The organism is Acidovorax bellezanensis, assembly GCF_025421555.1.
Taxonomy (GTDB): Bacteria; Pseudomonadota; Gammaproteobacteria; order Burkholderiales; family Burkholderiaceae_C; genus Comamonas; species Comamonas bellezanensis.
In genome coordinates, this window is the sequence record NZ_JAODYH010000013.1 from 1 (window position 1) to 24,564 (window position 24,564).

Below are 24,564 nucleotides of genomic sequence, written 5' to 3' on the forward strand. Positions count from 1 at the left end.
TCTAAGGAGTTGATGGAAATGACCGCACTGGTAATTGCAGAACACGACAACGCGTCCATCAAGCCCGCGACCCTCAACACCGTCACCGCCGCTGTCGCTTGCGGTGGTGATGTGCACGTGCTGGTGGCCGGCCTCAACGCCGGCGCCGCCGCCGCTGCCGCCGCCCAGATCGCTGGCGTGAGCAAAGTCATCCACGCCGACGGTGCCAGCCTGGCCCACGGCCTGGCCGAGAATGTCGCCGCCCAAGTGCTGGCCATCGCTGGCAACTACAGCCACATCCTGTTCCCGGCCACGGCTGGCGGCAAGAACGTGGCCCCGCGTGTGGCCGCCCAGCTCGACGTGGCGCAGATCAGCGACATCACCAAGGTGATCGCCGCCGACACTTTCGAGCGCCCGATCTACGCCGGCAACGCCATTGCCACCGTGCAAGCGCTGGACGCGACCCGCGTCATCACCGTGCGCACGACCGGCTTTGACGCAGCGGCAGCCACCGGTGGTTCCGCCGCCGTGGAAACCGCCGCCGCCGCGGCCGACGCCGGCCAGAGCACCTTCGTCGGCAGCGAAATCGCCAAGAACGACCGCCCCGAACTGACCGCCGCCAAGATCATCGTTTCCGGTGGCCGGGCGCTGGGCAGCAAGGAAAAGTTCGACGAAGTGATCACGCCCCTGGCCGACAAGCTGGGCGCGGCCATCGGTGCTTCGCGCGCCGCTGTCGACGCAGGCTACGCTGCCAACGACTTGCAGGTCGGTCAGACCGGCAAGATCGTCGCGCCGCAGCTGTACATCGCGGCCGGCATCTCGGGTGCGATCCAGCATCTGGCAGGCATGAAGGACTCCAAGGTGATCGTGGCGATCAACAAGGACCCTGAAGCGCCTATCTTCTCGGTGGCCGATTACGGCCTCGAAGCGGACCTGTTCACGGCCGTGCCGGAGCTGGTCAAGGCGCTGTAAGAACGCTGCCAAAAGAAAGAGGGGCCCTGGCCCCTCTTTTCTTGTCGGGCGACAGACGCACGTTCAGGCGCTGCCGACCCCCCTCGTATAAAAATACTGCAGCGGCGACGCACGCTACAGAGGGAGACAACCGCATGAAATCTATCATCGCATCTTGGCCACGGGCCGCGGCCGCGCTGGCTTGCAGCCTGGCCTGCCTGAGCGCCAGCGCCCAATGGGTCGTGGGGCAGGTGGCGCCGTTGTCGGGCAAGGGGGCCACTCAGGGCCGGGCCTACGCACAGGGCATGCGCCTGCATTTTGAACAGGTCAACCAGGCCGGCGGCATCCAAGGTCAGCCGGTGCAGCTGGCGATGCTGGACGACGGCGGTCATCCCGACGAAACCGTCACACGCACCCGTGAATTGCTGGCCAAGTCCAAACCCGTGGTGCTGGCCGGCTACATGGGCAACAGCAATCTGGCGGGGCTGCTGGGCAGCGGTTTGCTCGAGCAGGAACGCATCAGCCTGGTGGGCTACCAGGGCAATGACACGCAAGTGGCGCGCGCCGCACAGATTTTCAGCACCCGCGCCAGTCTGCAGGACGAAATGGCCAAGATCGCCAGCCATCTGGCCACGGTGGGCATCACCCGCCTGGCGCTGGTGATCGAACCGCGGGCCGACGCCGAGGCGGTGGTCCAACTGGTCACCCAGGCCGTGACACCGGCCGGCGCCAAGCTGGTAGCCCAGCTGACGCTGAAGGACGGGCGCAATCCGGTGACCCAGGCGATTGCGCAATTGCAAAAAACCAAGCCGGCGCCGCAGGCCATCCTGCTGGTCGCGTCCAGCCCCGCGACGGCGGCTTTTGTCGAGGCTTACCGCATGGAGTCGGGGACGGCGCAGATCTATGCCAACTCCGGATCGGACATCGAGCAGTTGGCCAAACGCCTGCCGGTCGAGTTCATGAGCGGCCTGTCCATCGCGCAGGTCGTGCCCAATCCCTACAAGGTGTCCATGCGCTTGAACAAGGAGTTCCGCGATGCCCTGGCGGCCCATCCCAAGGTGGTGGACGTGCCGGTGAGCTACGCCATGATGGAAGGCTATGTGAACGCCAAGGTGATCGCCGAAGCCTTGCGCCGCTCCCAGCCCGTGAGCCGTGAAAAGCTCACCGCCAGCCTGCGCAACTTCAGCGCCCAGGATCTGGGCGGCTACTGGGTCTCGTTCAAGCCAGATTCGCAGTTCGGCTCACGCTTTGTCGATCTGTCCATCGTCAGCGCTTCCGGGCGCATCAGCCACTAGGCTGCGGGCGGGCCTGCCCGCCAATGCATTCAAAGGAAATTTCATGAGTTATTCCGCCCCTCTCAAAGACATGTTGTTCAACCTGGAGCACCTGGCCGGACTCGATCAGGTGGCACAGATTCCCGGCTTTGAAGATGCCGGGCTCGAGACGGCCCAGGCCGTGCTCGAGGAGTGCGCCAAGCTGGCCGAAGGCGTGATCGCGCCGCTGAACCGCGCGGGCGATCTCGCCCCCTCGAGCTGGAAAGACGGCGTGGTCACCACCACCGAAGGCTTCAAGCAGGCTTTTCGCCAGTACGCCGAAGGCGGCTGGCAAGGTTTGCAGCATCCGCAGGATTTCGGCGGCCAGGGCCTGCCCAAGGCGATTGGCGCGGCCTGCATCGAAATGATCAATGCGGCCAACCTGAGCTTTGCGCTGTGCCCCTTGCTCACCGACGGTGCCATCGAAGCCCTGCTCACGGCCGGCAGCGATGAGATCAAGGCCACCTACCTGGAAAAAATGGTCACCGGCGAGTGGACCGGCACCATGAACCTGACCGAGCCCCAGGCCGGTTCGGACCTGGCCCTGGTGCGCACCCGCGCCGAGCCCCAGGCCGACAAGAGCTACAAGGTCTTCGGCACCAAGATCTTCATCACCTACGGTGAGCACGACATGGCCGAGAACATCGTGCACCTGGTGCTGGCGCGCGTGGCGGGCGCACCCGAAGGCATCAAGGGCATCAGCCTGTTCGTGGTGCCCAAGTTCCTGGTGAACCAGGACGGCAGCCTGGGTGCGCGCAACGATGTGCAGTGCGTGTCCATAGAGCACAAGCTGGGCATCAAGGCCTCGCCCACGGCCGTGCTGCAATTCGGCGACGGCATCCAGGGCAGCGTTGCGGACAGCACGGGCGCGGGCGCCGTGGGCTATCTGGTCGGCGAGGAAAACCGCGGCCTGGAATACATGTTCATCATGATGAACTCCGCGCGCTACGCGGTGGGCGTGCAAGGCATTGCGATCGCCGACCGGGCTTACCAGCAGGCCGCGGCCTTCGCCAAGGAACGCGTGCAAAGCCGTCCCGTGGACGGCAGCGTGAAAGCCAGCGCAACCATCATCCACCACCCCGACGTGCGCCGCATGTTGATGGGCATGCGCTCCTTGACCGAAGGCTGCCGCGCGCTGTCGGCCACGGCGGCCGCGGCCTACGACCTGGCTCATCACCACCCCGATGCCGCGCAGCGCGCGCACAACGCGGCGATCTATGAGTTCATGGTGCCGCTGGTCAAGGGCTACAGCACGGAAATCGGCCTGGAAGTCACCAACCTGGGCGTGCAAGTACACGGCGGCATGGGCTTCATCGAGGAAACCGGCGCGGCCCAGCACTACCGCGACGCGAAAATTCTCACCATCTACGAAGGCACGACCGCCATCCAGGCCAACGACCTGGTGGGCCGCAAGACGCTGCGTGATGGCGGCGCCACGGCGCGCGAACTGGCAGGCCAGATCGCGCAGACCGAGCAGCAATTGCAGGCCTCGGGCACCCCGGCCGCACTGTCGGTGGCGCGCCAGCTGCAAAGCGCGCGCCTGGCATTTCTCGAAGTGGTGGACTATGTCCTGGCCAACGCCAAGACCCAGCCCAACGCCGTGTATGCGGGCAGCGTCCCCTATCTGATGCTGGCCGGCAATCTGATGGCCGGCTGGCAGCTGGGCCGCGCCCTGTGCGTGGCCGAGCAGTTGTTGCCCACGGGACAGGATGAGCGCTTCTTGCGCGCCAAAATCGCCACGGCCCAGTTCTACGCCGAGCACATCCTGGTCAGGGTCTCCTCGCTGCGCGACAGCGTGCTGCAGGGCGGAAACAGCGTGATGGCGCTGGCCATCGAAGATTTCTGATCTGAACCGCCACCGCTGCAGGCGCCCGCCAGAGTTGCGCCGCGGCGACCCCTATGTTCCCAAGAGAGGAGACAAACATGTCCAAGCTTCCCAAGGCCTTGCAAGGTCTGTCCTTGCCGGTGATCGCTTCGCCGCTGTTCATCATCAGCAACCCGAAAATGGTGATCGCCCAGTGCCAGGCCGGCGTCGTCGGCTCCGTGCCTGCGCTCAATGCCCGGCCCGCGGCCCAGCTCGAAGACTGGCTGGCCGAGATCACCGAGACGCTGGACGCCTACAACCGGGCCCATCCCGACCAGCCGGCCGCGCCGTTCGCGATCAACCAGATCGTGCACAAGAGCAATGACCGGCTGGACCACGACATGGAAGTCTGCGCCAAGTACCACGTGCCCATCGTCATCACGTCGCTGGGCGCGCGCGAGGACGTGAACCAGGCCGTGCACAACTGGGGCGGCGTGGTGCTGCACGACATCATCAACAACAAGTTCGCGCACAAGGCTGTGGAAAAGGGCGCTGACGGTCTGGTGGCCGTGGCCGCCGGCGCGGGCGGCCACGCCGGTGGGAAAAGCCCGTTTGCGCTGATCCAGGAAATCCGCCAGTGGTTTGACGGCCCGCTGGCCTTGTCGGGCGCGATTGCTTCAGGCGGCGCGGTGCTCGCGGCCCAGGCCATGGGAGCCGACTTCGGCTACATCGGCTCGGCCTTCATCGCCACCCATGAAGCGCGTGCCAGCGAAGCCTACAAGCAGGCCATCGTCGAAGGCAACTCCGACGACATCGTCTACAGCAACCTGTTCACCGGCGTGCACGGCAACTACCTCGCACCGTCGATCCGCGCCGCGGGCCTGGACCCGGACAACCTGCCCGAGTCGGACCCCAGCAAGATGAACTTTGGCGGCGCCTCCACCAAGGCCTGGAAAGACATCTGGGGCTGCGGCCAGGGCATTGGCGCGATTTCGTCCGTGGTCAGCGTGGCCGAGCTCGTGGCCCAGCTGCGCAGCGAATACCAGGCAGCGCGAGAGAGATTGAAATGCACCCCCTGAGCGGCTGACGCCGCTTCCCCCTCTCATCCTTCGGTGGAGGGGGACGGCAGCCTCGGTGCGGGGCGGCCCTTCCTCGCTGCCCCCTTGCTGGGGCACGCCAGTTGCGTAGGCTGTGCGTTTTTGCTGGCGGAGGGCGTCAGTAACCGTAGCGGAGCCTTTGAAAAGACCACGTTCGCCGCCGCCGGGCCGCCCCAAGGCGGCGACGGCCCCCTTGGGGGGCAGCGGCTACGCGAAGCGAGCAAGCGTGGGGGCGACCTTACAACCCATAGCGCAGTGCGCTGGCTTTGCCGTGGAACACGTAGTACATGAAGATCGTGTAGGCGATGATCACCGGCAGCACCACGGCCACGCCCACGCCCATGAAGCCCAGGGCTTCGACCGAAGCCGCGGCCTCCCACAGCGTCATGCGGTCGATGACGATGTAGGGGTAGATGCTGTAGGCCAGGCCGAAGAACGCCAGCACCACGATGCCTGCCGTGGCCACGAAGGCCGTCCAGCCGTAGCCTGCGGCGATGATGCCCGGACGGGTCACCACATGGTGTATGGCCCAGAAGCCCAGCAGACAGGCGATGGGAATCGGCAGCAGCAGGAAGAACTCCGGCATGGTGAACCATTTGTCGAACACCGACCGGCTGACCAGGGGCGTGGCCACCGAGATCAGCGCCAGTGACAGCGCCATGGGCCACAGCGCACGCCGGGCCCAGACGGCGGCCCGGGCCTGCAGGCTGCCTTCGGTCTTCATGATCAGCCAGCCGCAGGCCAGCAGGATGTAGACCGCGGGCAGGGTCAGGGCAATCACGGCCGAGAACAGCAGGCCCCAGGCCGAATGGTCAAAGCCCAGCACGTAGCTGCCCAGCATCCAGCCCTGGGCAATCGACGTGACCAGCGAACCGGCGAAGAACAGTTGGTTCCAGCGCGCCTTGTGCTCGTCGCGCGCCTTGACGCGAAAGTCGAACGATACGCCGCGCAGGACCAGGCCGACCAGCATGGCCAGCGTGGGCAGGTACAGCGCGCTCAGCACCACGCCGTGGGCGCGCGGAAACGCCACCAGCAGCACGCCCACGCCCAGCACCAGCCAGGTCTCGTTGGCGTCCCAGAACGGTCCGATGGAGCTGACCATGATGTCCTTGTCGTCGTCAGGCACCAGCGGCAGCAACATGCCTACGCCCAGATCGTAGCCGTCCAAAATCACATAGATCAGCATGCACAAGCCCATCACGGCCATGAAGGCCATGGGCAGCCAGTGGGCCCAGTCGATAGTCATGGTGTGCTCCTTAAATGGGTTGGGGTGCGGGGGGCTTGACCGCCGCCGTGGGCATGGTCGAATGCTCGGCCATATAGGCCAGCACGGCGATGTAGGACAGCAGCAGGAAGGCGTAGAGCAGCAGATAGACCGTGAGCGACAAGGCCACCGTGACCGGCGCATGCGGGGCCACCGCTTCCGAGGTCTTCAGCAGGCCGTAGACCAGATAGGGCTGGCGGCCGATTTCGGTGACGAACCAGCCCGCCAGCGTGGCGACCCAGCCCGAAAACGTCATGCCGACCAGCGTCCACAGCACAGGGCGGGACAGCTGCAGCGCATCGGCCTTTTGCCGGCGTTGCTGCCAGAGCTTCCAGCCGCAGAACCAGGACACCAGCAGCATCAGGCTGCCTACGCCGACCATCACGCGAAAGCTCCAGAACACGGGCGCGACCGGTGGATGCGCGCCCGGAAACTCGTTGAGTCCCTTGAGTTCGGCATTCATGTCGTGGGCCAGGATCAGGCTGGCCAGCTTGGGAATTTGCAGCGCGTAGTCGGTGCGGCCTTCGGCTTCGTTGGGCCAGCCCAGCAAAGTCAGGGGCGCGCCTTTTTCGGTGTGCCAGATGCCTTCGATGGCGGCGATCTTGGCCGGCTGGTGCTCCAGGGTGTTGAGCCCGTGCTGGTCGCCGAAAAACACCTGCAGCGGGATCGCCACGGCCACGGCCGTGATGGCGGTGCGCAGCGCGCGATAGGTGCCGGGCGTGGCCTTGCCGCGCAGCAGTTGCCAGGCGCTCAGGCCGGCGATCAGAAAGCCCGTGGTCAAGGTCGACGCCAGCAGCATGTGGGCCAGGCGATAGGGGAAGGACGGGTTGAAGATGATGGCCAGCCAGTCGGTGGGGTGGAACACGCCATCAATCAGCGCATAGCCCGCCGGTGTCTGCATCCAGGAGTTCAGGCTCAGGATCCAGAATGCCGACAAGGTGGTGCCGCCGGCGACCAGCAGCGTGGCCGCAAAGTGCACGCGGTCAGACACCCGTCCCTTGCCGAACAGCATGATGCCCAGGAACGAAGCTTCGAGGAAAAAGGCGGTGAGGATTTCGTAGCCCAGCAGCGGCCCGGCGATGTTGCCGGCCCGCTCCATGTAGCCCGGCCAGTTGGTGCCGAACTGAAAGCTCATGGTCACGCCCGAGACCACGCCCATGGCGAAGGACAGGGCGAAGACCTTGGTCCAGAAGTAGTAGGTCTGCTCCCAGGCGCTGGCTTCCGCGGTGTTGTGGGCTGCCTGTGCCCGGTTGTGGCGCACGCGAAAGTAGACCAGGAACCAGCACAGTGCAATGTTGATGGTCGGGAACAGGATGTGGAAGGAAATATTGGTCGCGAACTGTATGCGCGACAGCGTCAAGACGTCCATGGCGAGAGCCTTTCTTAGTCCGTTTTGCTGCTGCGCGCAGCGCTGCTTTTGCCGGTCAGCCGGTCCTTGAGCTCCAGCACCCGCGTCACGGTCGCGCCCATGCCCATCAGCTGCTTGGCGGTTTCCGGCGACAGGCGCTGGATTTCATCGAACCAGGTCATCAGACGGTCGATGAGTTCGTGCATGTCGCGCATGCGTTCCTGCGCATAGCGCTCTTCTTCGCTTTGCGGATCTTCCAGCAGGGCGGCGCGCAGCATGGACTGGGTGGGCTCGATTTCCCGGCGGCGGCGTTCCTCGGCCAGGCGGCGGAAAATTTCCCAGACGTCCTGGGGGGCATCAAAGTATTCACGGCGGTCGCCCGGATGGTGGCGCAAATGCACCAACCGCCAGGCCTGCAGCTCCTTGAGCCCCATGCTCACGTTGGAGCGCGAAAAAGCCAGCGCTTCGGCAATCTGGTCTGCGTTCAGCGCCACGGGCGACAGGAACAGCAGTGCGTAGATCTGGCCCACGGTACGATTGATGCCCCAGCGGCTACCCATCTCGCCAAAATGTGAAATGAATTGACGGTTGAGTTCGGGAAGAGGAGTGCTTTGCGTCATGGAGGCATTGTCCCTTTGTTTATTTGCATTTCAGTAATTACTGAAAATTCAAAACACTAAAGTAGGGTCATTTTTCCGCGATCACGCTCCGGCGCCTGCAATGGATGGGCGAAAAGCGCAAAATCCAGGGCGCATGCCATCGCATGCCTGCTTATTCGGCCATACCGGCGCCTTGGGCGTTGTAGGTTGGCACCGCCACTGTGATCCCTTTTCCCCTTTTATGTCTTCTACGTTACCTGCCTCGCGCAATGCCGTCATCGACTGCACCAAGGGCCTGGCCTGCGCTGCCATTGTCTGGCATCACCTGGCTTTTTACGGCCCCTTGTCGGACGTGCTGCTGCCCTACGCCCCTGGCCTGATCGGCTGGTTGTCCGAATACGCACGCATGGCCGTGCAACTGTTCCTGGTGCTCGGCGGCTACCTGGCCGCGGCCAGCCTGGCCCCAGCCGGCCTGGCCCGGCACAGCCAGGCGCTGCCCCTGATAGGCAAGCGTTTCATGCGCCTGGTCGTGCCTCTGGCCGTGGCGCTGATGATCGCGGTGCTGGTGTCGGCGCTGGTGCGGCCCTGGTTCGCGCATTCTTCGGTGTCAGATGAGCCCAGCCTGTCCCAGCTGCTGGCCCATGCCCTGCTGCTGCAAGGCATTCTGGGCGAGGAGTCGTTGTCGGCCGGTGTCTGGTATGTGTCCATCGACTTTCAACTGTTCGCGCTGTCGGCGCTGATGTTCGCGGCCTGCCGCTGGCTGGCCGCGCGCCGACCCGTGGCCGACCCGGCGGCGCAGCCGGGCTTGACGCCTGGCCAGATGCTGGTCGTGGCGCTGGCGGCCGCCTCGCTGTGGAGCTTCAACCGGGATGCGGACCTGGATAACTGGGCGTTGTACTTCTTTGGCGCCTACGGCCTGGGCATGATGGCCTGGTGGGCCTCGCGCTCGGCCCGTCCCTGGGCCTGGAGCGCGGCCATGGCCGTGCTGCTGGCCGTGGCGCTGTGGCTGGAGTGGCGCACGCGCATCGCGCTGGCCGGTGCCACGGCCCTGGCCCTGGTGGCCGTCATGCGCAGCCCGCGGCTGACCGCCTGGCGCGGTGTGGCGCCCTTGCAGTGGCTGGGGCAGATTTCCTACTCCGTGTTTCTGGTGCACTTCCCCGTGTGTCTGCTGGTCAACGCCGTGGTGGACCATCTCTGGCCCGGTTCGGTGCCGGCAAGCCTGCTGGGCCTGGTGGGGGCGTTTGCGCTGTCGGTGGCCGTGGGCCATCAGCTGTATGAGCGCGTGGAGCGCCGCATGCCCAACTGGCAGGTCGCCTTGCGCTGGCAGGCCGGCCTGGTCGGTGCAGGCCTGGTGACGGCCTGGTTGAGTTGAAGTGAAGCCTTCCCTGGCGGCGAAGCCGCTCAGGGGACTTTCTTTCAGCGGTGCAGTTCGCCCGCGCTTTCGGGCTGATAGATGATGCCGGTCACGCGCACCGTCATGGTCTTGCCGCCGGGGCCGGGCCAGGCGAGTTCGTCACCCACAGCCAGGCCCAGCAGCGCACTGCCAACGGGGGCGAAGATGGACACGCGGTCGGCGCTGCCATCGATGTCGCGCGGGTAGACCAGGGTCAGGCGGAAGTCTTGCCGTGTCTCGAGGATCTCGAACTGCACGGTGGAGTTCATGGTCACCACGTTGGGTGGAATCTGGTCGGGCTCGACCACGTCCGCGCGGTCCAATTCGGCCTCGAGATCGGCCTTGCCGGGAAAGACGGATGCGGGAAGGGCCGCCAGCAAGGCCTCGATGCGGTCGAGATCCAGGGAGGAAATGGTGATCTGGGGCTTGCGTGTCATGGGACAACCTTGCTGAAGACTAACACTCGACTGTAGGGGATGTACCTATGTCGCACTATTCTTGTGCGAATTGGCCGGGCGGCTCAGTTGTTCCTGATGCCACCAGTTTGGGGTGTTTTTCAACGATCGCATAGCCTGCAGTGCTACGCAACTGGCGTGCTCCAGCATGGGGCAGCGAGGAAGGGCAGCCCCGCACCGAGGCTGCCGTCCCTGGCCGGGCGCCCCCCTCCACCGAAGAATGAGAGGGGGAAGCGACGGAGTCGCTCAGGGGGGGTTCAATTGCCTCGCGTGGTGGCGCAAATGGTCGTCGATGAACGTCTGGATGAAGTAGTAGCCGTGGTCATAGCCGGGCTGGCGGCGCAGCGTCAAAGGCTGGCCGACCTGGGCGCAGGCCGCTTCCAGGGCTTCGGGCAGCAGCTGTTTTTCCATCAGGAATTTGTCCGCCAGGCCTTGGTCGACGAGGATGCCGCCGGGGTAGGGCACGGACTCTTGCGCGGCCATCAGCGCGCTGGCGTCATGCGCGGCCCAGGCCGATTCGTCTTCGCCCAGGTAGCCGGTGAAGGCCTTGCGGCCCCAGGCGCATTGGCTGGGGTTGGCGATGGGGGCGAACGCCGACAGGCTTTTGAACAGGCCAGGGTGGCGCAGCGCCAGGGTCAGCGCGCCGTGGCCGCCCATGGAGTGACCGAAGATGCCCAGGCGGTCCATGTCAATCGGCAGCTTGTGGCCCAGCAGCGGCAGCAGCTCTTCGACGATGTAGCTTTCCATGCGCCAGTTCAGGCCCCAGGGGCGGGTGGTGGCGTCGAGGTAAAAGCCCGCGCCCACGCCAAAGTCCCAACTGGCCGACTCGCCGGGCAGGTCGGCGCCGCGCGGGCTGGTGTCGGGGGCGATCAATGCCATGCCCAGTTCGGCCGCCAGGCGCTGGGCACCGGCCTTGGTCATGAAAGTTTCCTCGGTGCAGGTCAGCCCGGCCAGATAGACCAGGGCCGGCACCTTCTCACCGGCCACGGCCTTGGGCGGCAGATAGACCGAGAACTTCATAGGCAAACCGATTTCGGTCGACGCGTGGCGGTAAAAGCGCTGGGCGCCACCAAAGGCGGCGTGGGCGCTGAGCAATTCCAGGGTGGCAGTCATGCAGGTGTTTCCTCAAAATGACACTGCCCGTGCAGTGGGGCGGCACGGGCAGTCGTGGAGCGCTCAGGTGAGCGCTTCGCGTAGCGGTTCTTAGTAGACTACAACTGAACGAATGGACTCGCCCGACTTCATCAGATCAAAGCCCTTGTTGATGTCTTCGAGCTTGAGGTGGTGGGTGATCAGGTCGTCGATGTTGATCTTGCCTTCCATGTACCAGTCGACGATCTTCGGCACGTCGGTGCGACCGCGCGCGCCGCCGAAGGCCGAGCCCTTCCATTCGCGGCCCGTGACCAACTGGAATGGGCGCGTGGAGATTTCGGCTCCGGCTTCGGCCACGCCGATGATGATGCTCTGGCCCCAGCCCTTGTGCGTGCATTCCAGCGCCTGGCGCATCACCTGCGTGTTGCCAATGCACTCGAAGCTGTAGTCGGCGCCGCCGTCGGTGATCTGCACGATGGCATCGACCACGTTGTCGACTTCCTTGGGGTTGATGAAGTGGGTCATGCCGAACTTGCGCGCCATTTCCTGGCGTTCGGGGTTGATGTCCACGCCGATGATCTTGTCCGCGCCGACCATCTTCGCGCCCTGGATCACGTTCAGGCCGATGCCGCCCAGACCGAAAACGGCCACGTTGGCGCCGGCTTCGACCTTGGCGGTGAACAGCACCGCGCCCAGACCCGTGGTCACGCCGCAGCCGATGTAGCAGACCTTGTCGAACGGCGCGTCGCTGCGGATCTTGGCCAGCGCGATTTCAGGCACGACGGTGTAGTTGGAGAAGGTGGACGTGCCCATGTAGTGCAGGATGGGCTGGCCGTCGATGCTGAAGCGGCTGCTGCTGTCGGGCATCAGGCCCTTGCCCTGCGTGGCGCGCACGGCCTGGCAGAGGTTGGTCTTGCGCGACAGGCAGAACTTGCACTGGCGGCATTCGGCCGTGTACAGCGGAATCACGTGGTCGCCCTTTTTCAGGCCGGTCACGCCCGGGCCTACGTCGACCACCACGCCTGCACCTTCATGGCCCAGGATGGCCGGGAACAGGCCTTCCGGGTCCGCGCCCGAGAGCGTGTAGTAGTCGGTGTGGCAAATGCCCGTGGCCTTGATCTCGACCAGCACTTCGCCGAACTTGGGGCCTTCGAGGTCCACGGTTTCAATGGTCAGGGGCTGGCCTGCTTTCCAGGCGACGGCGGCTTTGGTTTTCATGGGGGAGTCCTTGGGACAAAAAAGAGGGGGAGGGTAGGGGACAATGCCGGGGCAGCCGGCGTCCCGCCCGCAGTGGCATGACTGTAGGGCATGGCTGCAGCCTTGAAAAGTGCCATGGCCGACAACGCGGCCGCAATGTCCGAATTCCAGTGACCAGCCCATGGACCATTCCTCTCCCACAGCCCATACCCCCCATTCCGGCGCCCACAGCGTCGACATCCTGGTCTATCCCGGCTTCAAGGCGCTTGAAGCCATAGGCCCGATGTCGGTCTTCGATTACGCCAACGTGCACCTGGCCTTGCAGGGCCGGCCCGCGGGCTATGCGGTGCGCGTGGTGGCCCAGGCCCGCGGCGCAGTGCGCTCGGACACCTTGATGGCCCTGGAAGCCACGCTGAGCCTGGCCGAGGCCGAAGCCGATCCGGCCTGCACGGTGCTGCTGGTGGGCTCGCGCCAATTGGCCCAGACCGTGGATGCGCAAAGCGAGCTCGTGGCCTGGACGGCGCGCGTGGCGCAGCGGGTGGCGCGGGTCATCGCGCTGTGCTCGGGCAGCTTCTTCCTGGCCGCGGCCGGCCTGCTCGACGGGCGGCGCGCCGCCACCCACTGGAGCGTGGCGGCCCTGCTGCAGCAGCGCTATCCGGCGATCGACGTCGATGCCGATGCCATCTATGTGCGCGACGGCCACTTCTGGACCTCGGCCGGCGTGACGGCCGGCATCGACCTGGCGCTGGCCGTGGTCGAAGAGGATTTCGGCCATGCGCTGGCGCTGGATGTGGCGCGCGATCTGGTGATGTACTTGAAGCGCCCGGGCGGGCAGTCGCAGTTCAGCGTGCAACTGGCCAGCCAGGCCACTCAGAACGGCGCCGTGAAGAGCGTGCAGGACTGGGTGCTGGCCCATCTGGCCGAGCCGCTGGGCGTAGCCGTGCTGGCCGAGAAGGCGGCCATGAGCGAGCGCCATTTCCGCCGCGTATTCCAGCAGGAGACCGGCCAAAGCCCCTCGGCCTTTGTCGAGGCGGCGCGGCTTGAGGGCGCCAAGCTGCTGCTGCAGGCCCCGGGCCATCTGCCGCTCAAGACCGTGGCGGCCCGCGTCGGCCTGGGCTCGGAGCAGGCGCTGCGCCATTTGTTCGTGCGCCACCTGGGCATCACGCCCGTGGCCTACCGCGAGCGCTTTGGCGGGCAAAGCCGGTAAAGCAGCGCCGACCCGGGCCTCAAGGGGAAACGAGTTCGTCGCGCAGGCAGTTCAGGATGGCTTCGGGGACAGCCGTTTCGGCCACGACCACCGTGTGAAGCCGGTTGTCGCACTGTCGGGTGAGGCTGTAGCGAAAGGCATCGCGCGTCTGGACCAAGGCGTCAATGGGATGCAGAAAGAGCTCTTGCAGCGTGGCCTGGTCGACGAGGCTCAGGCCATGGGCCATGATGAAGCCGCGGCTGCGCAGGCGCGCGCCCGGCATGCCGTAGCCCGCCAGCCCGCCCAGCCGTTCCACATCGATTCTTCCCCAGCCGCTGACCGGATCCGCGGAAAGTGTGTCGCTTGCCATCACTGTGCCCTCCTTTTTTGGCCGGCGCACCAGGCCCGGGCAAGTCACCTCGGCCGTGGCGCACAGTGCATTCATCGTAAGCCTGCGAGGTCTGCGCCGAAGCCAAGGCCCTGCCGGCGCGGATGACTTCGGCTGGAGGTGCCGCCTTCAATCCGTTGGCATTCCATGCTTTGGAGGCGCGACCATGACAGTCCAGAGCAGGGCAAGGGCAATCACGGCCGAGACGCCAAAAGGCATTGCCCGCGATTGCACGCTGATGAGCCAGGCGCCGATGAGGGGGCCTGCAACCACGGCCGCCATCTGAAGGCTTCGCGCTGAGGTGCTGACCCTGCCCAGCAGATGGGGCGGGCACAGGTTCTGCATGTTGACATTGCAGCCAATCATGAAAATCTCGTATCCCAGCCCATTGATGAACCACAGAAACATCAATGGCACGATGCCGATGGCCTGGGCATAAAAACCCGAAAGAATGGCGGCGCTGGCGGTTGCCGTGAAAAACAAGGCAAGCCCGGTTCGCATGAGCTGGCTGGGATGCGCACTCTTCCCAAAAAAGCGCACCAACAAGGCACCGCAAACGGCACCAAATCCCGTCGACGAAACCAGCAGGGCGAACGCGGTTGCATCCAGCTGGATGGAGTTCAGAAAGGCCGCCAAATGGGGATCGTAGATCGCCAATGCAAGCGATACGCCTATTCCCAGACCTATGCTCACGACCAGACCAGAGGGAAGCGTTCGTATCGACTTCCACCCGTAGGAAAGCCCTTTCCAGGCATCGATCAAAAGGTGCTTTCCCCTTTCTTGGTGCGTCGTTGCCGACTGGGGCAAGAAGAAGAGCCACAGTGCACACACCAATGTCAGGGCGCACGACAAGAGAAAGATCAGCTGCGCATCCATGGTCAATGTCGCCGCGCCTGCAATCAATGGCGTCATGACCTTGGTGACTTGATCGAGCGCGCTGAGGCTGCTGAAGTACTGGACGCGTGCGGCCGGGGCCACCAGCTGCTGGGTCAATATCGCCGTCGCGGGCCAGTAGAAAACGTTGGCCACGCCTTTGAGTAGTACCAAGGCGGCAAAAAATTCAAATCCCGGTGCAAAAGCGATGAAACCGGTGAGGGCGGTCCGCGCCACAGCTGCGCAGCATGCCGCACGTCTTGCATCCAGCTGGTCCAGCAGTGCTCCGATCATGGGGCCCAAAAAAAGACCCGGCAGGCCGAAGCATGAAGCAATGAAGGCAATTTGAGCTGGGGTAGATTCCCAAAGAAATGCTGGTACTGAGAATATCAGTAATATGTCAACCCACTGTGAAAATCCAGCACAAGTTTGAATTATCAGAAGATATCGAGCATGCTCGCGCTGTGGGTGTTTATTTTTGTTTGAGATTGGCATCAGTTTTCTTTATGAAAGTTCTATTTTCGAAAACAAATCCATCGAGATTTTTTTCTAAAGAAAATTTATAAAGATCGCTGAGTTTGTTTAGAAAGCCATTGCCGTTGAAGTTCAAAGATGTATTGCACAGCACGGAAATTCCAGATATCTCCTTGAACTTTAAAAGCAATTGATGGAGGACAGGGTTTTGATAGTTGGAGATGGATTGTGGTCGGGAGGAACCATCGATGTGCGTCACTGCTGGAATTGATGGTGATATGACTTTTCTGAATTCCAGCATGTAGGGGCTGGGGGTCGATGGATAGAAATAATATTCCATATCTTCCTCCAGGCAAACCGGTGCTATTGGTCTGAAAAATTCTCGATTTTTTATAGAGTTCAATCGATTCAACATGCCAGGAGAGACCGGCGAAGCCAGGATGGATCTGGCGCCGAGGGATCGAGGGCCAATTTCATATCGTCCACGCATCCATCCAAATACATTTCCTTTCATTAGTAGGCTGGCAACATGTGCTGGGTCGTAGTCATATTCAATGAATCCTGGGAAATTATTAATATCCGCAGTGGGATTTTCTCCACTGTAGACGTTCCATCTGACTTTTGCTCGCCCTGTTAATTCCAGCATTGCATCTACAGCTGTCCCGATCGCTGACCCACTGTCGTTCGTGCAAGGTGGAATAAAGACATCTGAAAACAACCCGCTTGAGATCCATTTTGAATTCCATTCGCAATTTAATCCGCAGCCTCCAGATATCAGAAGAGGGTATTTTTTGGTTATTACTGAGCGTGCTGCATTTTCGAATGTTTGATAAATTCTATCTGCCAAGAGCTTTGCTAAATCTGCAAAATCAGGATGAGTTATGCCGCAATTGTAGTAGGAGTATGACTTGAAATCCTCCTTGCTGAAATTCTTTGCTTTGACTTGTGGGTCAAGTATTCGATCAATGAGATCCCGCCCCTCTTTGGGAACGGATTTTCCAGTGGAAAAGGCAGAGATGGCCATTAATTTTCCCGCGTCGCTGAGTCTAATTGCTCCTCGGTACATGCTGAAACTTGGGTCAGCCAATGCGTATAAAAATGCATAACGGTGGCCAGGGTTCAGCAGGACTTCCCTTAGCTTCATGATCTCAATATTTTCGTTTATGAAATAAATTGATCCAATGTATCCTTCCCACACCAAGGCATAACAAGGATTTCCTTGTTTGAAAGGGGACAGGCCGTAAGCGCAAAGCAAGTGCGAGCGTTCGTGGCTTGAGGAAAAATAGAATATAGGCTTTCCTGCAAGGGTTGCTTCGTGGTGCGATCCTCGATTGATCCCCAAATATCCCGCTTCGATTGAAGTTCCTTCGGGATCGATGCCTTCGCTCCATCCGCCAGAGGCGATCACATCAGGAATAACGTTTCAGGCTGAGAAAGATTTCAGAAAAGTTTTGCAGTCTATCTCTGAATATCTCTTGCCATTATCCTTTTCACTTTCGTAGGAGAAGTCAAGAACGCCATTAATGATGTGAGCTATTGCTCCATCGTGGCCGTTCTTAATTCCTAAAATTCCAGTTTTTTTGTTTCTTGATACTTTTTCAAGAGATTTGAATTTTGTTGAATTCATTTCGTGACTCTCTGGAGAAAGAACTCCCAGACCCACTGCCAGCTCCGACAATTAACATTGGTTCCTCTTTTTCATGGGGGCAAGACAATAGTTCTGAAATATCTTTGTCATGAAAATATCCTGTAATCCAGGGGTGAAGCCCTTTGGCAGTAATGCACATATTAAGAGTCTGGGAGAGGTGTCCTACATCCATCAGCATTGGCCGATAAGCTCTGGAGTGAGGGTACTTCCACCATAATTTATCCATTCGGCAGGTCATGATAATGGCGAAGGCCAGATCATTGGCCCAATTTTGATTGCAAAGATAGGTTCCTATCGGATATTTTGCGTTGCCTTGAAGTACATTTTCGAGTTTATGTCGGCGCGAGAGGTAATGGTAAATACCTGATGGTAAGCCATTAATGTTAATTGCCCAAAGGTAGGGCTCGGTGCACTGCAGTCCACCGGTGGACGGTGATGTACGACGATACCCATGCACTTTTGCATTAAGTGGCGTGGTGGGGTCAGGGGAGCATTGATCACCAAAGGTTGCGAATAGAATGTCGGATAGGTCAGATAATTCTGCGCTAGAGCCATTAAAATCCCTGCATGTTCGACGATTAATCAAAGTATCCCATAAGGATATTGATTTAAATGAATCGATGTTGGGATCTGGTAGATTGAATATTTTCCCTCCTCTAATGACATCTATTTCAGGTTCGTTATGTGCGATGGATGCGCAATATTCGATGTAACTTTTTGCGTTCTCTGAGTTTGTTTTTTCAAAGCCTCTGAATTCTGGGGGGGAAGGGTGGCAGGTCCCATAGTGGTAAATATGGGCCAGCCAATCCCACCCCCAGTGGGATTCATGCTTCTTCTTTACTATGACAGCCGAGTTAAATATCTCTCTGTCCAGGGATGTGTTTTTTAAAAAACTTCCTTTTGAAAAATCAATTAATCTGGATGCATGCCTGGGTGTTATCTCGAACTGTTCATGTGATTTGTAATTCCAGAATATCAACTTTCCTTTGTCTATTTTTAGAAAGTGATGATCTTCCAGCCAAAATCTGTTGTTTTCTTGGTTGTTAAGCATGATTTATGATTTTGATGAAGTATGTGTTTTCGATTTATATTTTCATATAAAATAATATTTCCAATATGGATGAGTGAAGCGGAGTGGTTTAACCATGTTCCAATGTGTCTTGTAGGCGTCATGAGATTGGCACTTAAGGATGGGTTCGATGAAAACTTTTTTCATGATAGTCCTCGTGGTGGTTGAGTCAGCGAAGTTAATGGAGTTTTTACTTTAACAACAGAGGAAGATGAAATAAAGCTAGAAGTTGCTTGGATTTCCTGGAGAATTGCAACAAAGTGCATTGAGTGGTCTGTGCTTGTGTGAATATTCTCTTTTCTTTTCTTTTCTTTGCTTTAGCGCCAGGAGTCCGCGAGCCGGTGTCACCGCTGACAAAGCAATGCGTTGCGTCATGCTGGAGCGTTTTAGCTCTAAGGACGGTCTGCACAAATGGGTGCGGGCTGTACTTGGGCGGTTCATTTGGCCCAGAGTGCGTCCAGGTGTGCTTCCGGAGGGGGAAAATGCAGTTCGCGTCCGTTTTTGTTCTGTTTGGGCGGACTCATGCCCCCGCTCCCATCAACGACCGGCGTACCATCCACAGATTGAGCAGTACAAACAGCGTGTGCAGTTGAACGGTTTTCATGATCAAGCTGCAGTGGCGCCCCTTGACTTGGGATGGGTGCTCGATCTTGGCTTGAGTGCGGGCCTTGATTTACTCGATGTGCTCAGTCAAGGTGTTCTAAGGCCTGTTCTTGTTCAGCAGCCTCCACAACCTCCGGCGTATGGCGATGTGTCAGCCCACACGGGCTTGGGCGTTCGGCCTCTTGTGCGCCCCTTGGAAACTCGCATCGGCAAGGACATCGCGCTCAAATAGCGAGTCGGCATTCACCATGTTTCTGACGCTGCTTGTAGTGCCACGCACGGTATGTACCAGAGCGGATGTTGCATCCACGCGAATGTGAGCCTTCGCGCTAAAGTAACACTGCTGGCCTTTGCAGCTTTGCTTCATCTGCAGGTCATGCTCACCGCTAGCGTTCTTGGTCGAACTGGGCGCCGAGATCAGCGTGGCTTCGACTACTGTGTCGCTGCGCTGCATCAAGCCCTTGGCTCAAAAAATCGTTGAACATTCCAAGGATTTTCTCGGCGAGCTTGTGCATCTCCAGCACATTTCGAAACCGCAAGATGGCGCTCTATTCTGGCAGCTGATCATCCCAGCCGCCTAAGCTGGCGAAGTCCTGGAACAACTGGATGTCGTGCAGCGTGGGTGCTAAACATGAATCACTGTTGCATGAATTGGATGCGCGGCAACGGTTCAACTGGAAACGGCGGATGACAGCTCTTGCCTTGGGGTATGTAGGGCGCAACCATTGTCACCAGGTTTACCCAAGGCACGACACGCTCCACATCTTCAAGAACCTCTCGACGACGCGTGCACTTCGTCGAAGTTCCTAATCTCAGGCTCATTTGACTCATGAGCCACAATGATTTCAGGCAATCGGGTCTGCCCCAAGCCCATATCTTGGCGACTTGTGCAGACTTTCCCTAGGGGCTGCCAACCCAACCGTTGAGCCGTCGTTGCTTCCATTGTTGTGGTGCCCACACCGTCTGCGGCTGCGGCCCTGGTCTCGAATGCATGCCGGGGGGTGTGAACGGCTCTAAGCACATCGCTCCTCCGTCGACAGTGCACGTTCTGCGTCAAGCTTAGGGCGAACGAATAATTCAGCGGTTATCCAGTGTTAACCATAGCGGCTACGTCGAAGGTGATGTTGATCGCTTGATGCGAAAGCGTTCAAGACACGGGTAAACAGACGCAAAAAAGCCCGCAGGGCCAAAGGCATTGCGGGCTTGCTGTGGGCGCGGCCGGGGCCGCGCGCCGATCAACGCTGGGCCAGGGGCTTGACGTCGCGGCTCACGGAGCCGGTGAACAGCTGGCGGGGACGGCCGATCTTGTACTCGGGGTCACCCATTTGTTCGTTCAGCTGGGCGATCCAGCCGACAGTGCGGGCCAGGGCGAACACGCCGGTGAAGATGTTCACGGGGATGCCCATGGCGCGCTGGACGATGCCGGAGTAGAAGTCGACGTTGGGGTAGAGCTTGCGCTGCACGAAGTAGTCGTCTTCCAGGGCGATCTTCTCGACGGCCTTGGCCAGTGCGAACAGAGGATCGTTTTCCAGGCCCAGTTCGGCCAGCACTTCATTGCAGGTTTCCTGCATCAGCGTGGCGCGGGGGTCGTAGTTCTTGTAGACGCGGTGGCCAAAGCCCATCAGCTTGACGCCGGAGTTCTTGTCCTTGACCTGTTCCATGAACTCACCGACCTTGGCGATGCCGCCGTTGGCCTGGATCTGTTCCAGCATGTTCAGGCAGGCTTCGTTGGCGCCGCCGTGGGCAGGGCCCCAGAGGCAGGCCACGCCGGCCGAAATCGCGGCGAACGGGTTGGTGCCCGACGAACCGCACAGGCGCACGGTGGACGTCGAAGCGTTTTGCTCGTGGTCAGCGTGCAGGATGAAGATGCGGTCCAGTGCGCGTTCGAGCACGGGGTTGACGACATAGTCTTCGCAGGGGTTGCCGAACATCATGCGCAAGAAGTTGCCGGAGTACGACAGGTCATTCTTGGGGTACATGTAAGGCTGGCCGACGCCGTACTTGTAAGCCATGGACACCAGGGTAGGCATCTTGGCGATCAAGCGGATGGCGGCGATTTCACGGTGCTCGGGATTGTTGATGTCCGTGCTGTCGTGGTAGAAGGCCGACATGCCGCCCACCAGGCCCGTCAGGACGGCCATGGGGTGTGCGTCACGACGGAAGCCGCGCAGGAAGAACTGCATCTGCTCGTTGACCATGGTGTGCTGGGTCACGCGCTCGACGAAATCCGCCTTTTCGGTTGCGTTGGGCAGTTCGCCGTACAGCAGCAGATAGCAGGTTTCGAGGTAGTCGCAGTTCTTGGCCAACTGGTCGATGGGGTAGCCGCGGTACAGCAGTTCACCCTTGTCGCCATCGATATAGGTGATGGCCGACTGGCAAGACGCCGTAGAGAGGAAGCCGGGATCGTAAGTGAACATGCCGGTCTGGCCGTACAACTTGCGAATGTCAATCACGTCAGGGCCAATATTGCCTTGGTATACGGGCAATTCAACGCTGGGGCTGCCATTAGTGAACGACAGCGTTGCTTTGTTATCGGCGAGTTTCATTTCCAACTTCCTTCTCTAGTTTGCCTAGCCTACATGCGATAGTGATCCGGGCTTGCGCTTGCGCACCAGCTCCAGTACTTCTTTGATTTCTTCTGTGTCGAGTGCGCCTTCTGGTTCCTTGCGAAGCAGGAACAGGTCCAGAAGGTCGTTGTCTGCCAATTCCATCAGGGCAGACAGGCCAGCTGCGTGTCTGTGCGTCAGCTGGTCTCCGTAGGTGGCGAAGAACTGCTCGATGAAGATATCGTTCTCGACCAGGCCCCGGCGGCTGCGCCACTGAAGCAGGTTGCGTTCGCGTTCGTCGAGCAGGGTGTTCGTCATGTTCATCAGACGGCGCGGCGGACCATCAATTCCTTGATCTTGCCAATGGCCTTCGTGGGGTTCAGGTGCTTGGGGCACACGTCCACGCAGTTCATGATGGTGTGGCAGCGGAACAGCCGGTACGGATCTTCCAGGTTGTCCAGGCGCTCGCCCGTGGCTTCGTCGCGGCTGTCGGCGATGAAGCGGTAGGCTTGCAGCAGACCGGCGGGGCCCACGAACTTGTCGGGGTTCCACCAGAACGAGGGGCAGCTGGTCGAGCAGCTCGCGCACAAGATGCACTCGTACAGGCCGTTGAGCTCTTCACGCTCTTCGGGCGACTGCAGACGCTCTTTCTCGGGCGTGATCGTCTCGGTGATCAGGTAAGGCTTGATCGAGTGGTACTGCTTGAAGAACTGGGTCATGTCCACGATCATGTCGCGGATGACTGGCAGGCCTGGCAGGGGCTTCAAGACGATGGTGCCGGGCAAGGTGTTCATGTTGGTCAGGCAGGCCAGACCATTCTTGCCGTTGATGTTCATCGCGTCGGAGCCACACACGCCTTCACGGCAGGAGCGACGGAACGAGATCGTGGGATCCTGTTCCTTGAGCTTGACCAGGGCGTCGAGCAACATGCGTTCCTGGCCGTCGAGTTCGACTTCCACGGTTTGCATGTAGGGCTTGGCATCCTTGTCCGGATCGTAACGGTAGATTTGGAATTTACGCTTCATGGTGTTTTCTCGTCAGGCTGCGGGGCGATCAGAACGTACGGACCTTGGGAGGCACGCTGTCCACCGTCAGGGGCTTGAGGTTCACGGGCTTGTAGCTGAGCGTGTTGCCAGCGCTGTGCCACAGGGTGTGCTTGAGCCATTCCTTGTCGTTGCGACCAAGGGGGAATTCAGCGTGGTCGGCATCGTGTTCGTAGTCGTACACGGTGTGGGCGCCACGGCATTCCGTGCGCGCTGCGGCCGACGTCATGGTGGCCTGGGCGACTTCGATCAGGTTGTCGACTTCCAGGGCTTCCATGCGGGCCGTGTTCCAGACCATGGACTTGTCCTTGAGGGTCACGGAAGCCACGGTGTCACGGATGGCGTTGATCTTGCCCACGCCTTCGTCCATGCTCTTTTGCGTGCGGAACACGCCGGCATGCTGCTGCATGGTGGTGCGGATGTTGCCGGCCACGTCCTGGGCGTAGGAGCCGTCGGTCGAGTCTTGCAACTGGTTGAGGCGGGCCAGGGTGCGGTCCGCGCCGTCGGCTGGCATGGGCTTGTGCTCCACACCGCTGCGCACGAAGTCGACGATGTGGCGGCCGGCGGCCTTGCCGAAGACCAGCAGGTCGAGCAGCGAGTTGGTGCCCAGGCGGTTGGCGCCGTGCACCGACACGCAGGAGCATTCGCCCACGGCGTACAAGCCGTTGACGACCTGGTTGGCCTGGCCGTCATGGACCACGACCTGACCGTTGATGTTGGTGGGGATGCCACCCATCTGGTAGTGGATGGTCGGCACCACGGGAATGTCTTCCTTGGTGATGTCGACGTTGGCGAAGTTCACGCCGATTTCGTAGACCGAAGGCAGACGCTTGTGGATGGTGTCGGCGCCCAGGTGGCTGAGCTTGAGCATCACGTGGTCCTTGTTCGGACCGCAGCCGCGACCTTCCTTGATTTCCTGGTCCATGGAGCGGGACACGAAGTCACGCGGAGCCAGATCCTTCAAGGTGGGCGCATAACGCTCCATGAAGCGCTCGCCTTCGCTGTTCAGCAAGATGGCGCCTTCGCCACGGCAGCCTTCGGTCAGCAGCACGCCCGCACCGGCCACGCCGGTGGGGTGGAATTGCCAGAATTCCATGTCCTGCAGCGGGATGCCGGCACGTGCCGCCATGCCCAGGCCGTCGCCGGTGTTGATGAAGGCATTGGTCGAAGCCGCGAAGATGCGACCCGCACCGCCGGTGGCCAGCAGCACGGCCTTGGCCTGCAGCTCGTACAGGTCACCGGTTTCGAGTTCCAGGGCGGTGACACCGACCACGTCGCCGGCTTCGTCGCGGATCAGGTCCAGCGCCATCCACTCGACGAAGAAGTTGGTCTTGGCCTTGACGTTTTGCTGGTACAGCGTGTGCAGCATGGCGTGACCGGTACGGTCAGCGGCAGCGCAGGCGCGTTGCACGGGCTTTTCGCCGTAGTTGGCGGTGTGGCCGCCGAACGGACGCTGGTAAATCGTGCCATCGGGGTTGCGGTCGAACGGCATGCCGAAGTGTTCGAGCTCGTAGACCACCTTGGGGGCTTCACGGCACATGAACTCGATCGCATCCTGGTCGCCGAGCCAGTCGGAACCCTTGATGGTGTCGTAGAAGTGATAGTGCCAGTTGTCTTCCGACATGTTGCCCAGCGACGCGGACACGCCACCCTGGGCGGCCACGGTGTGCGAACGGGTGGGGAAGACCTTGGACAGCGAGGCCACATTCAGGCCGGCACGGGACAGTTCCAGGGCGGCACGCATGCCGGAGCCGCCAGCGCCGACGATGACGACGTCAAACTTGCGCTTGGTGATTTTTGCTTTGGTGTAGCTCATTCTTAACCTTCAATCGTGGAGATCGTTGTGTGGATCACAGGCGCCACAGCACCTGGAAGCCCCAGCCTGCACAGGCTGCAAGCCAGACCAGGGTGAGCACTTGCAGCACGAAGCGGATACCCACGGGCTGGACATAGTCCATCCAGACGTCGCGCATGCCGACCCAGGCATGCCATGCCAGGGCAATGATCACGGCAAAAGTCAGGCCCTTCATCCACTGGGCGGCAAAGATGCCGGCCCACAGGTCGTAGCCGATGGCGCCCTTGGAGAAGATCACCTGGGCCAGCAAGGCGACGGTGAAGAGGGCCATGATGACCGCAGTGGCGCGCTGGACCAGCCAATCGCGCAGACCGTAGTGGGCACCGACGACGGTGCGTTTGGAGCCGTAGTTCACGGACATGTGAATTCCTTTGTATGCAGGGAGCG

Annotated in this window: 21 protein-coding genes and 1 pseudogene; 6 read left to right on the plus strand and 16 right to left on the minus strand. The window is 60.8% G+C overall.

Translation table 11 applies throughout. The features are described from left to right. The first annotated feature begins 18 nt into the window (after positions 1–18). The 4 genes from N0K08_RS19585 to N0K08_RS19600 all read left to right on the plus strand — a co-directional run bounded on the left by N0K08_RS19585 (position 19) and on the right by N0K08_RS19600 (position 5,126). Complete coding sequence (locus N0K08_RS19585) at positions 19–951, plus strand: electron transfer flavoprotein subunit alpha/FixB family protein (protein WP_261502085.1); 933 nt, start codon at positions 19–21, stop codon at positions 949–951. 134 nt (positions 952–1,085) lie between these two features. Further along, complete coding sequence (locus N0K08_RS19590) at positions 1,086–2,225, plus strand: ABC transporter substrate-binding protein (protein WP_261502086.1); 1,140 nt, start codon at positions 1,086–1,088, stop codon at positions 2,223–2,225. A 43-nt stretch (positions 2,226–2,268) separates the two neighbouring features. Beyond that, the gene (locus N0K08_RS19595; protein ID WP_261502087.1) at positions 2,269–4,089 is read left to right on the plus strand and encodes an acyl-CoA dehydrogenase C-terminal domain-containing protein; all 1,821 of its coding nucleotides are present in this window, start codon (positions 2,269–2,271) and stop codon (positions 4,087–4,089) included. 77 nt (positions 4,090–4,166) lie between these two features. Beyond that, positions 4,167–5,126, plus strand: a complete 960-nt coding sequence (locus tag N0K08_RS19600; RefSeq protein WP_261502088.1) for an NAD(P)H-dependent flavin oxidoreductase — start codon at positions 4,167–4,169, stop codon at positions 5,124–5,126. Between the two features lie 256 nt (positions 5,127–5,382). Here N0K08_RS19600 and N0K08_RS19605 read toward each other — a convergent pair whose 3' ends face one another. The 3 genes from N0K08_RS19605 to N0K08_RS19615 are packed head-to-tail and all read right to left on the minus strand — an operon-like array spanning position 5,383 to position 8,376. Beyond that, entirely contained in the window at positions 5,383–6,390 is a 1,008-nt protein-coding gene (locus N0K08_RS19605) for a cytochrome d ubiquinol oxidase subunit II (RefSeq protein WP_261502089.1), read from the minus strand. A 10-nt stretch (positions 6,391–6,400) separates the two neighbouring features. Continuing rightward, complete coding sequence (locus tag N0K08_RS19610; RefSeq protein ID WP_261502090.1) at positions 6,401–7,777, minus strand: cytochrome ubiquinol oxidase subunit I; 1,377 nt, start codon at positions 7,775–7,777, stop codon at positions 6,401–6,403. 14 nt (positions 7,778–7,791) lie between these two features. Next, the gene (locus N0K08_RS19615; protein ID WP_261502091.1) at positions 7,792–8,376 is read right to left on the minus strand and encodes a GbsR/MarR family transcriptional regulator; all 585 of its coding nucleotides are present in this window, start codon (positions 8,374–8,376) and stop codon (positions 7,792–7,794) included. Positions 8,377–8,596: 220 nt separating this feature from the next. On the opposite strand from N0K08_RS19615, the gene N0K08_RS19620 reads away from it, so the two are divergent. Next, positions 8,597–9,727, plus strand: coding sequence for an acyltransferase family protein (locus tag N0K08_RS19620; RefSeq protein ID WP_261502092.1), 1,131 nt, complete (start codon positions 8,597–8,599; stop codon positions 9,725–9,727). 44 nt (positions 9,728–9,771) lie between these two features. Here the strand turns inward: N0K08_RS19620 and rnk are convergent, their stop codons facing one another. The 3 genes from rnk to N0K08_RS19635 all read right to left on the minus strand — a co-directional run bounded on the left by rnk (position 9,772) and on the right by N0K08_RS19635 (position 12,513). Further along, a complete protein-coding gene (gene rnk / locus N0K08_RS19625; RefSeq protein ID WP_261502093.1) occupies positions 9,772–10,185 on the minus strand; it encodes a nucleoside diphosphate kinase regulator in 414 nt (137 codons plus the stop codon). A gap of 264 nt (positions 10,186–10,449) precedes the next feature. After that, positions 10,450–11,316, minus strand: a complete 867-nt coding sequence (gene fghA, locus N0K08_RS19630; RefSeq protein WP_261502094.1) for an S-formylglutathione hydrolase — start codon at positions 11,314–11,316, stop codon at positions 10,450–10,452. A gap of 90 nt (positions 11,317–11,406) precedes the next feature. Next, entirely contained in the window at positions 11,407–12,513 is a 1,107-nt protein-coding gene (locus N0K08_RS19635) for an S-(hydroxymethyl)glutathione dehydrogenase/class III alcohol dehydrogenase (RefSeq protein ID WP_261502095.1), read from the minus strand. 160 nt (positions 12,514–12,673) lie between these two features. Here N0K08_RS19635 and N0K08_RS19640 point away from each other — a divergent pair, with 160 nt between their 5' ends. Next, complete coding sequence (locus tag N0K08_RS19640) at positions 12,674–13,699, plus strand: GlxA family transcriptional regulator (protein WP_261502096.1); 1,026 nt, start codon at positions 12,674–12,676, stop codon at positions 13,697–13,699. A gap of 19 nt (positions 13,700–13,718) precedes the next feature. Here the strand turns inward: N0K08_RS19640 and N0K08_RS19645 are convergent, their stop codons facing one another. The 10 genes and pseudogenes from N0K08_RS19645 to sdhD form a co-directional block, all read right to left on the minus strand. After that, positions 13,719–14,048 (minus strand): protealysin inhibitor emfourin, encoded by a 330-nt coding sequence (locus N0K08_RS19645; protein WP_261502097.1) that lies wholly within the window; start codon positions 14,046–14,048, stop codon positions 13,719–13,721. A gap of 147 nt (positions 14,049–14,195) precedes the next feature. After that, positions 14,196–15,434, minus strand: a complete 1,239-nt coding sequence (locus N0K08_RS19650; RefSeq protein WP_261502098.1) for an MFS transporter — start codon at positions 15,432–15,434, stop codon at positions 14,196–14,198. Continuing rightward, positions 15,412–16,821: a carbamoyltransferase C-terminal domain-containing protein gene (locus N0K08_RS19655; protein ID WP_261502099.1), complete on the minus strand. Its 1,410-nt coding sequence runs from the start codon at positions 16,819–16,821 to the stop codon at positions 15,412–15,414. Before N0K08_RS19655 ends, N0K08_RS19650 begins: the two co-directional genes overlap by 23 nt. Positions 16,822–17,011: 190 nt before the next feature. Continuing rightward, a complete protein-coding gene (locus N0K08_RS19660) occupies positions 17,012–18,112 on the minus strand; it encodes a SagB/ThcOx family dehydrogenase (protein ID WP_261502100.1) in 1,101 nt (366 codons plus the stop codon). Positions 18,113–18,650: 538 nt separating this feature from the next. Further along, positions 18,651–19,564, minus strand: a pseudogene (locus N0K08_RS19665) (IS5/IS1182 family transposase). Positions 19,565–19,968: 404 nt separating this feature from the next. After that, positions 19,969–21,279, minus strand: coding sequence for a citrate synthase (locus tag N0K08_RS19670; protein ID WP_261502101.1), 1,311 nt, complete (start codon positions 21,277–21,279; stop codon positions 19,969–19,971). Between the two features lie 24 nt (positions 21,280–21,303). Continuing rightward, positions 21,304–21,603: an FAD assembly factor SdhE gene (locus tag N0K08_RS19675; RefSeq protein WP_261502102.1), complete on the minus strand. Its 300-nt coding sequence runs from the start codon at positions 21,601–21,603 to the stop codon at positions 21,304–21,306. Then, on the minus strand, positions 21,603–22,304 hold the full coding sequence (locus N0K08_RS19680; RefSeq protein ID WP_261502103.1) for a succinate dehydrogenase iron-sulfur subunit: 702 nt from the start codon (positions 22,302–22,304) through the stop codon (positions 21,603–21,605). Before N0K08_RS19680 ends, N0K08_RS19675 begins: the two co-directional genes overlap by 1 nt. 28 nt (positions 22,305–22,332) lie before the next feature. Further along, positions 22,333–24,138: a succinate dehydrogenase flavoprotein subunit gene (gene sdhA, locus N0K08_RS19685; RefSeq protein ID WP_261502104.1), complete on the minus strand. Its 1,806-nt coding sequence runs from the start codon at positions 24,136–24,138 to the stop codon at positions 22,333–22,335. 34 nt (positions 24,139–24,172) lie between these two features. After that, positions 24,173–24,538 (minus strand): succinate dehydrogenase, hydrophobic membrane anchor protein, encoded by a 366-nt coding sequence (gene sdhD / locus N0K08_RS19690; protein WP_261502105.1) that lies wholly within the window; start codon positions 24,536–24,538, stop codon positions 24,173–24,175. Positions 24,539–24,564 lie beyond the last annotated feature (26 nt).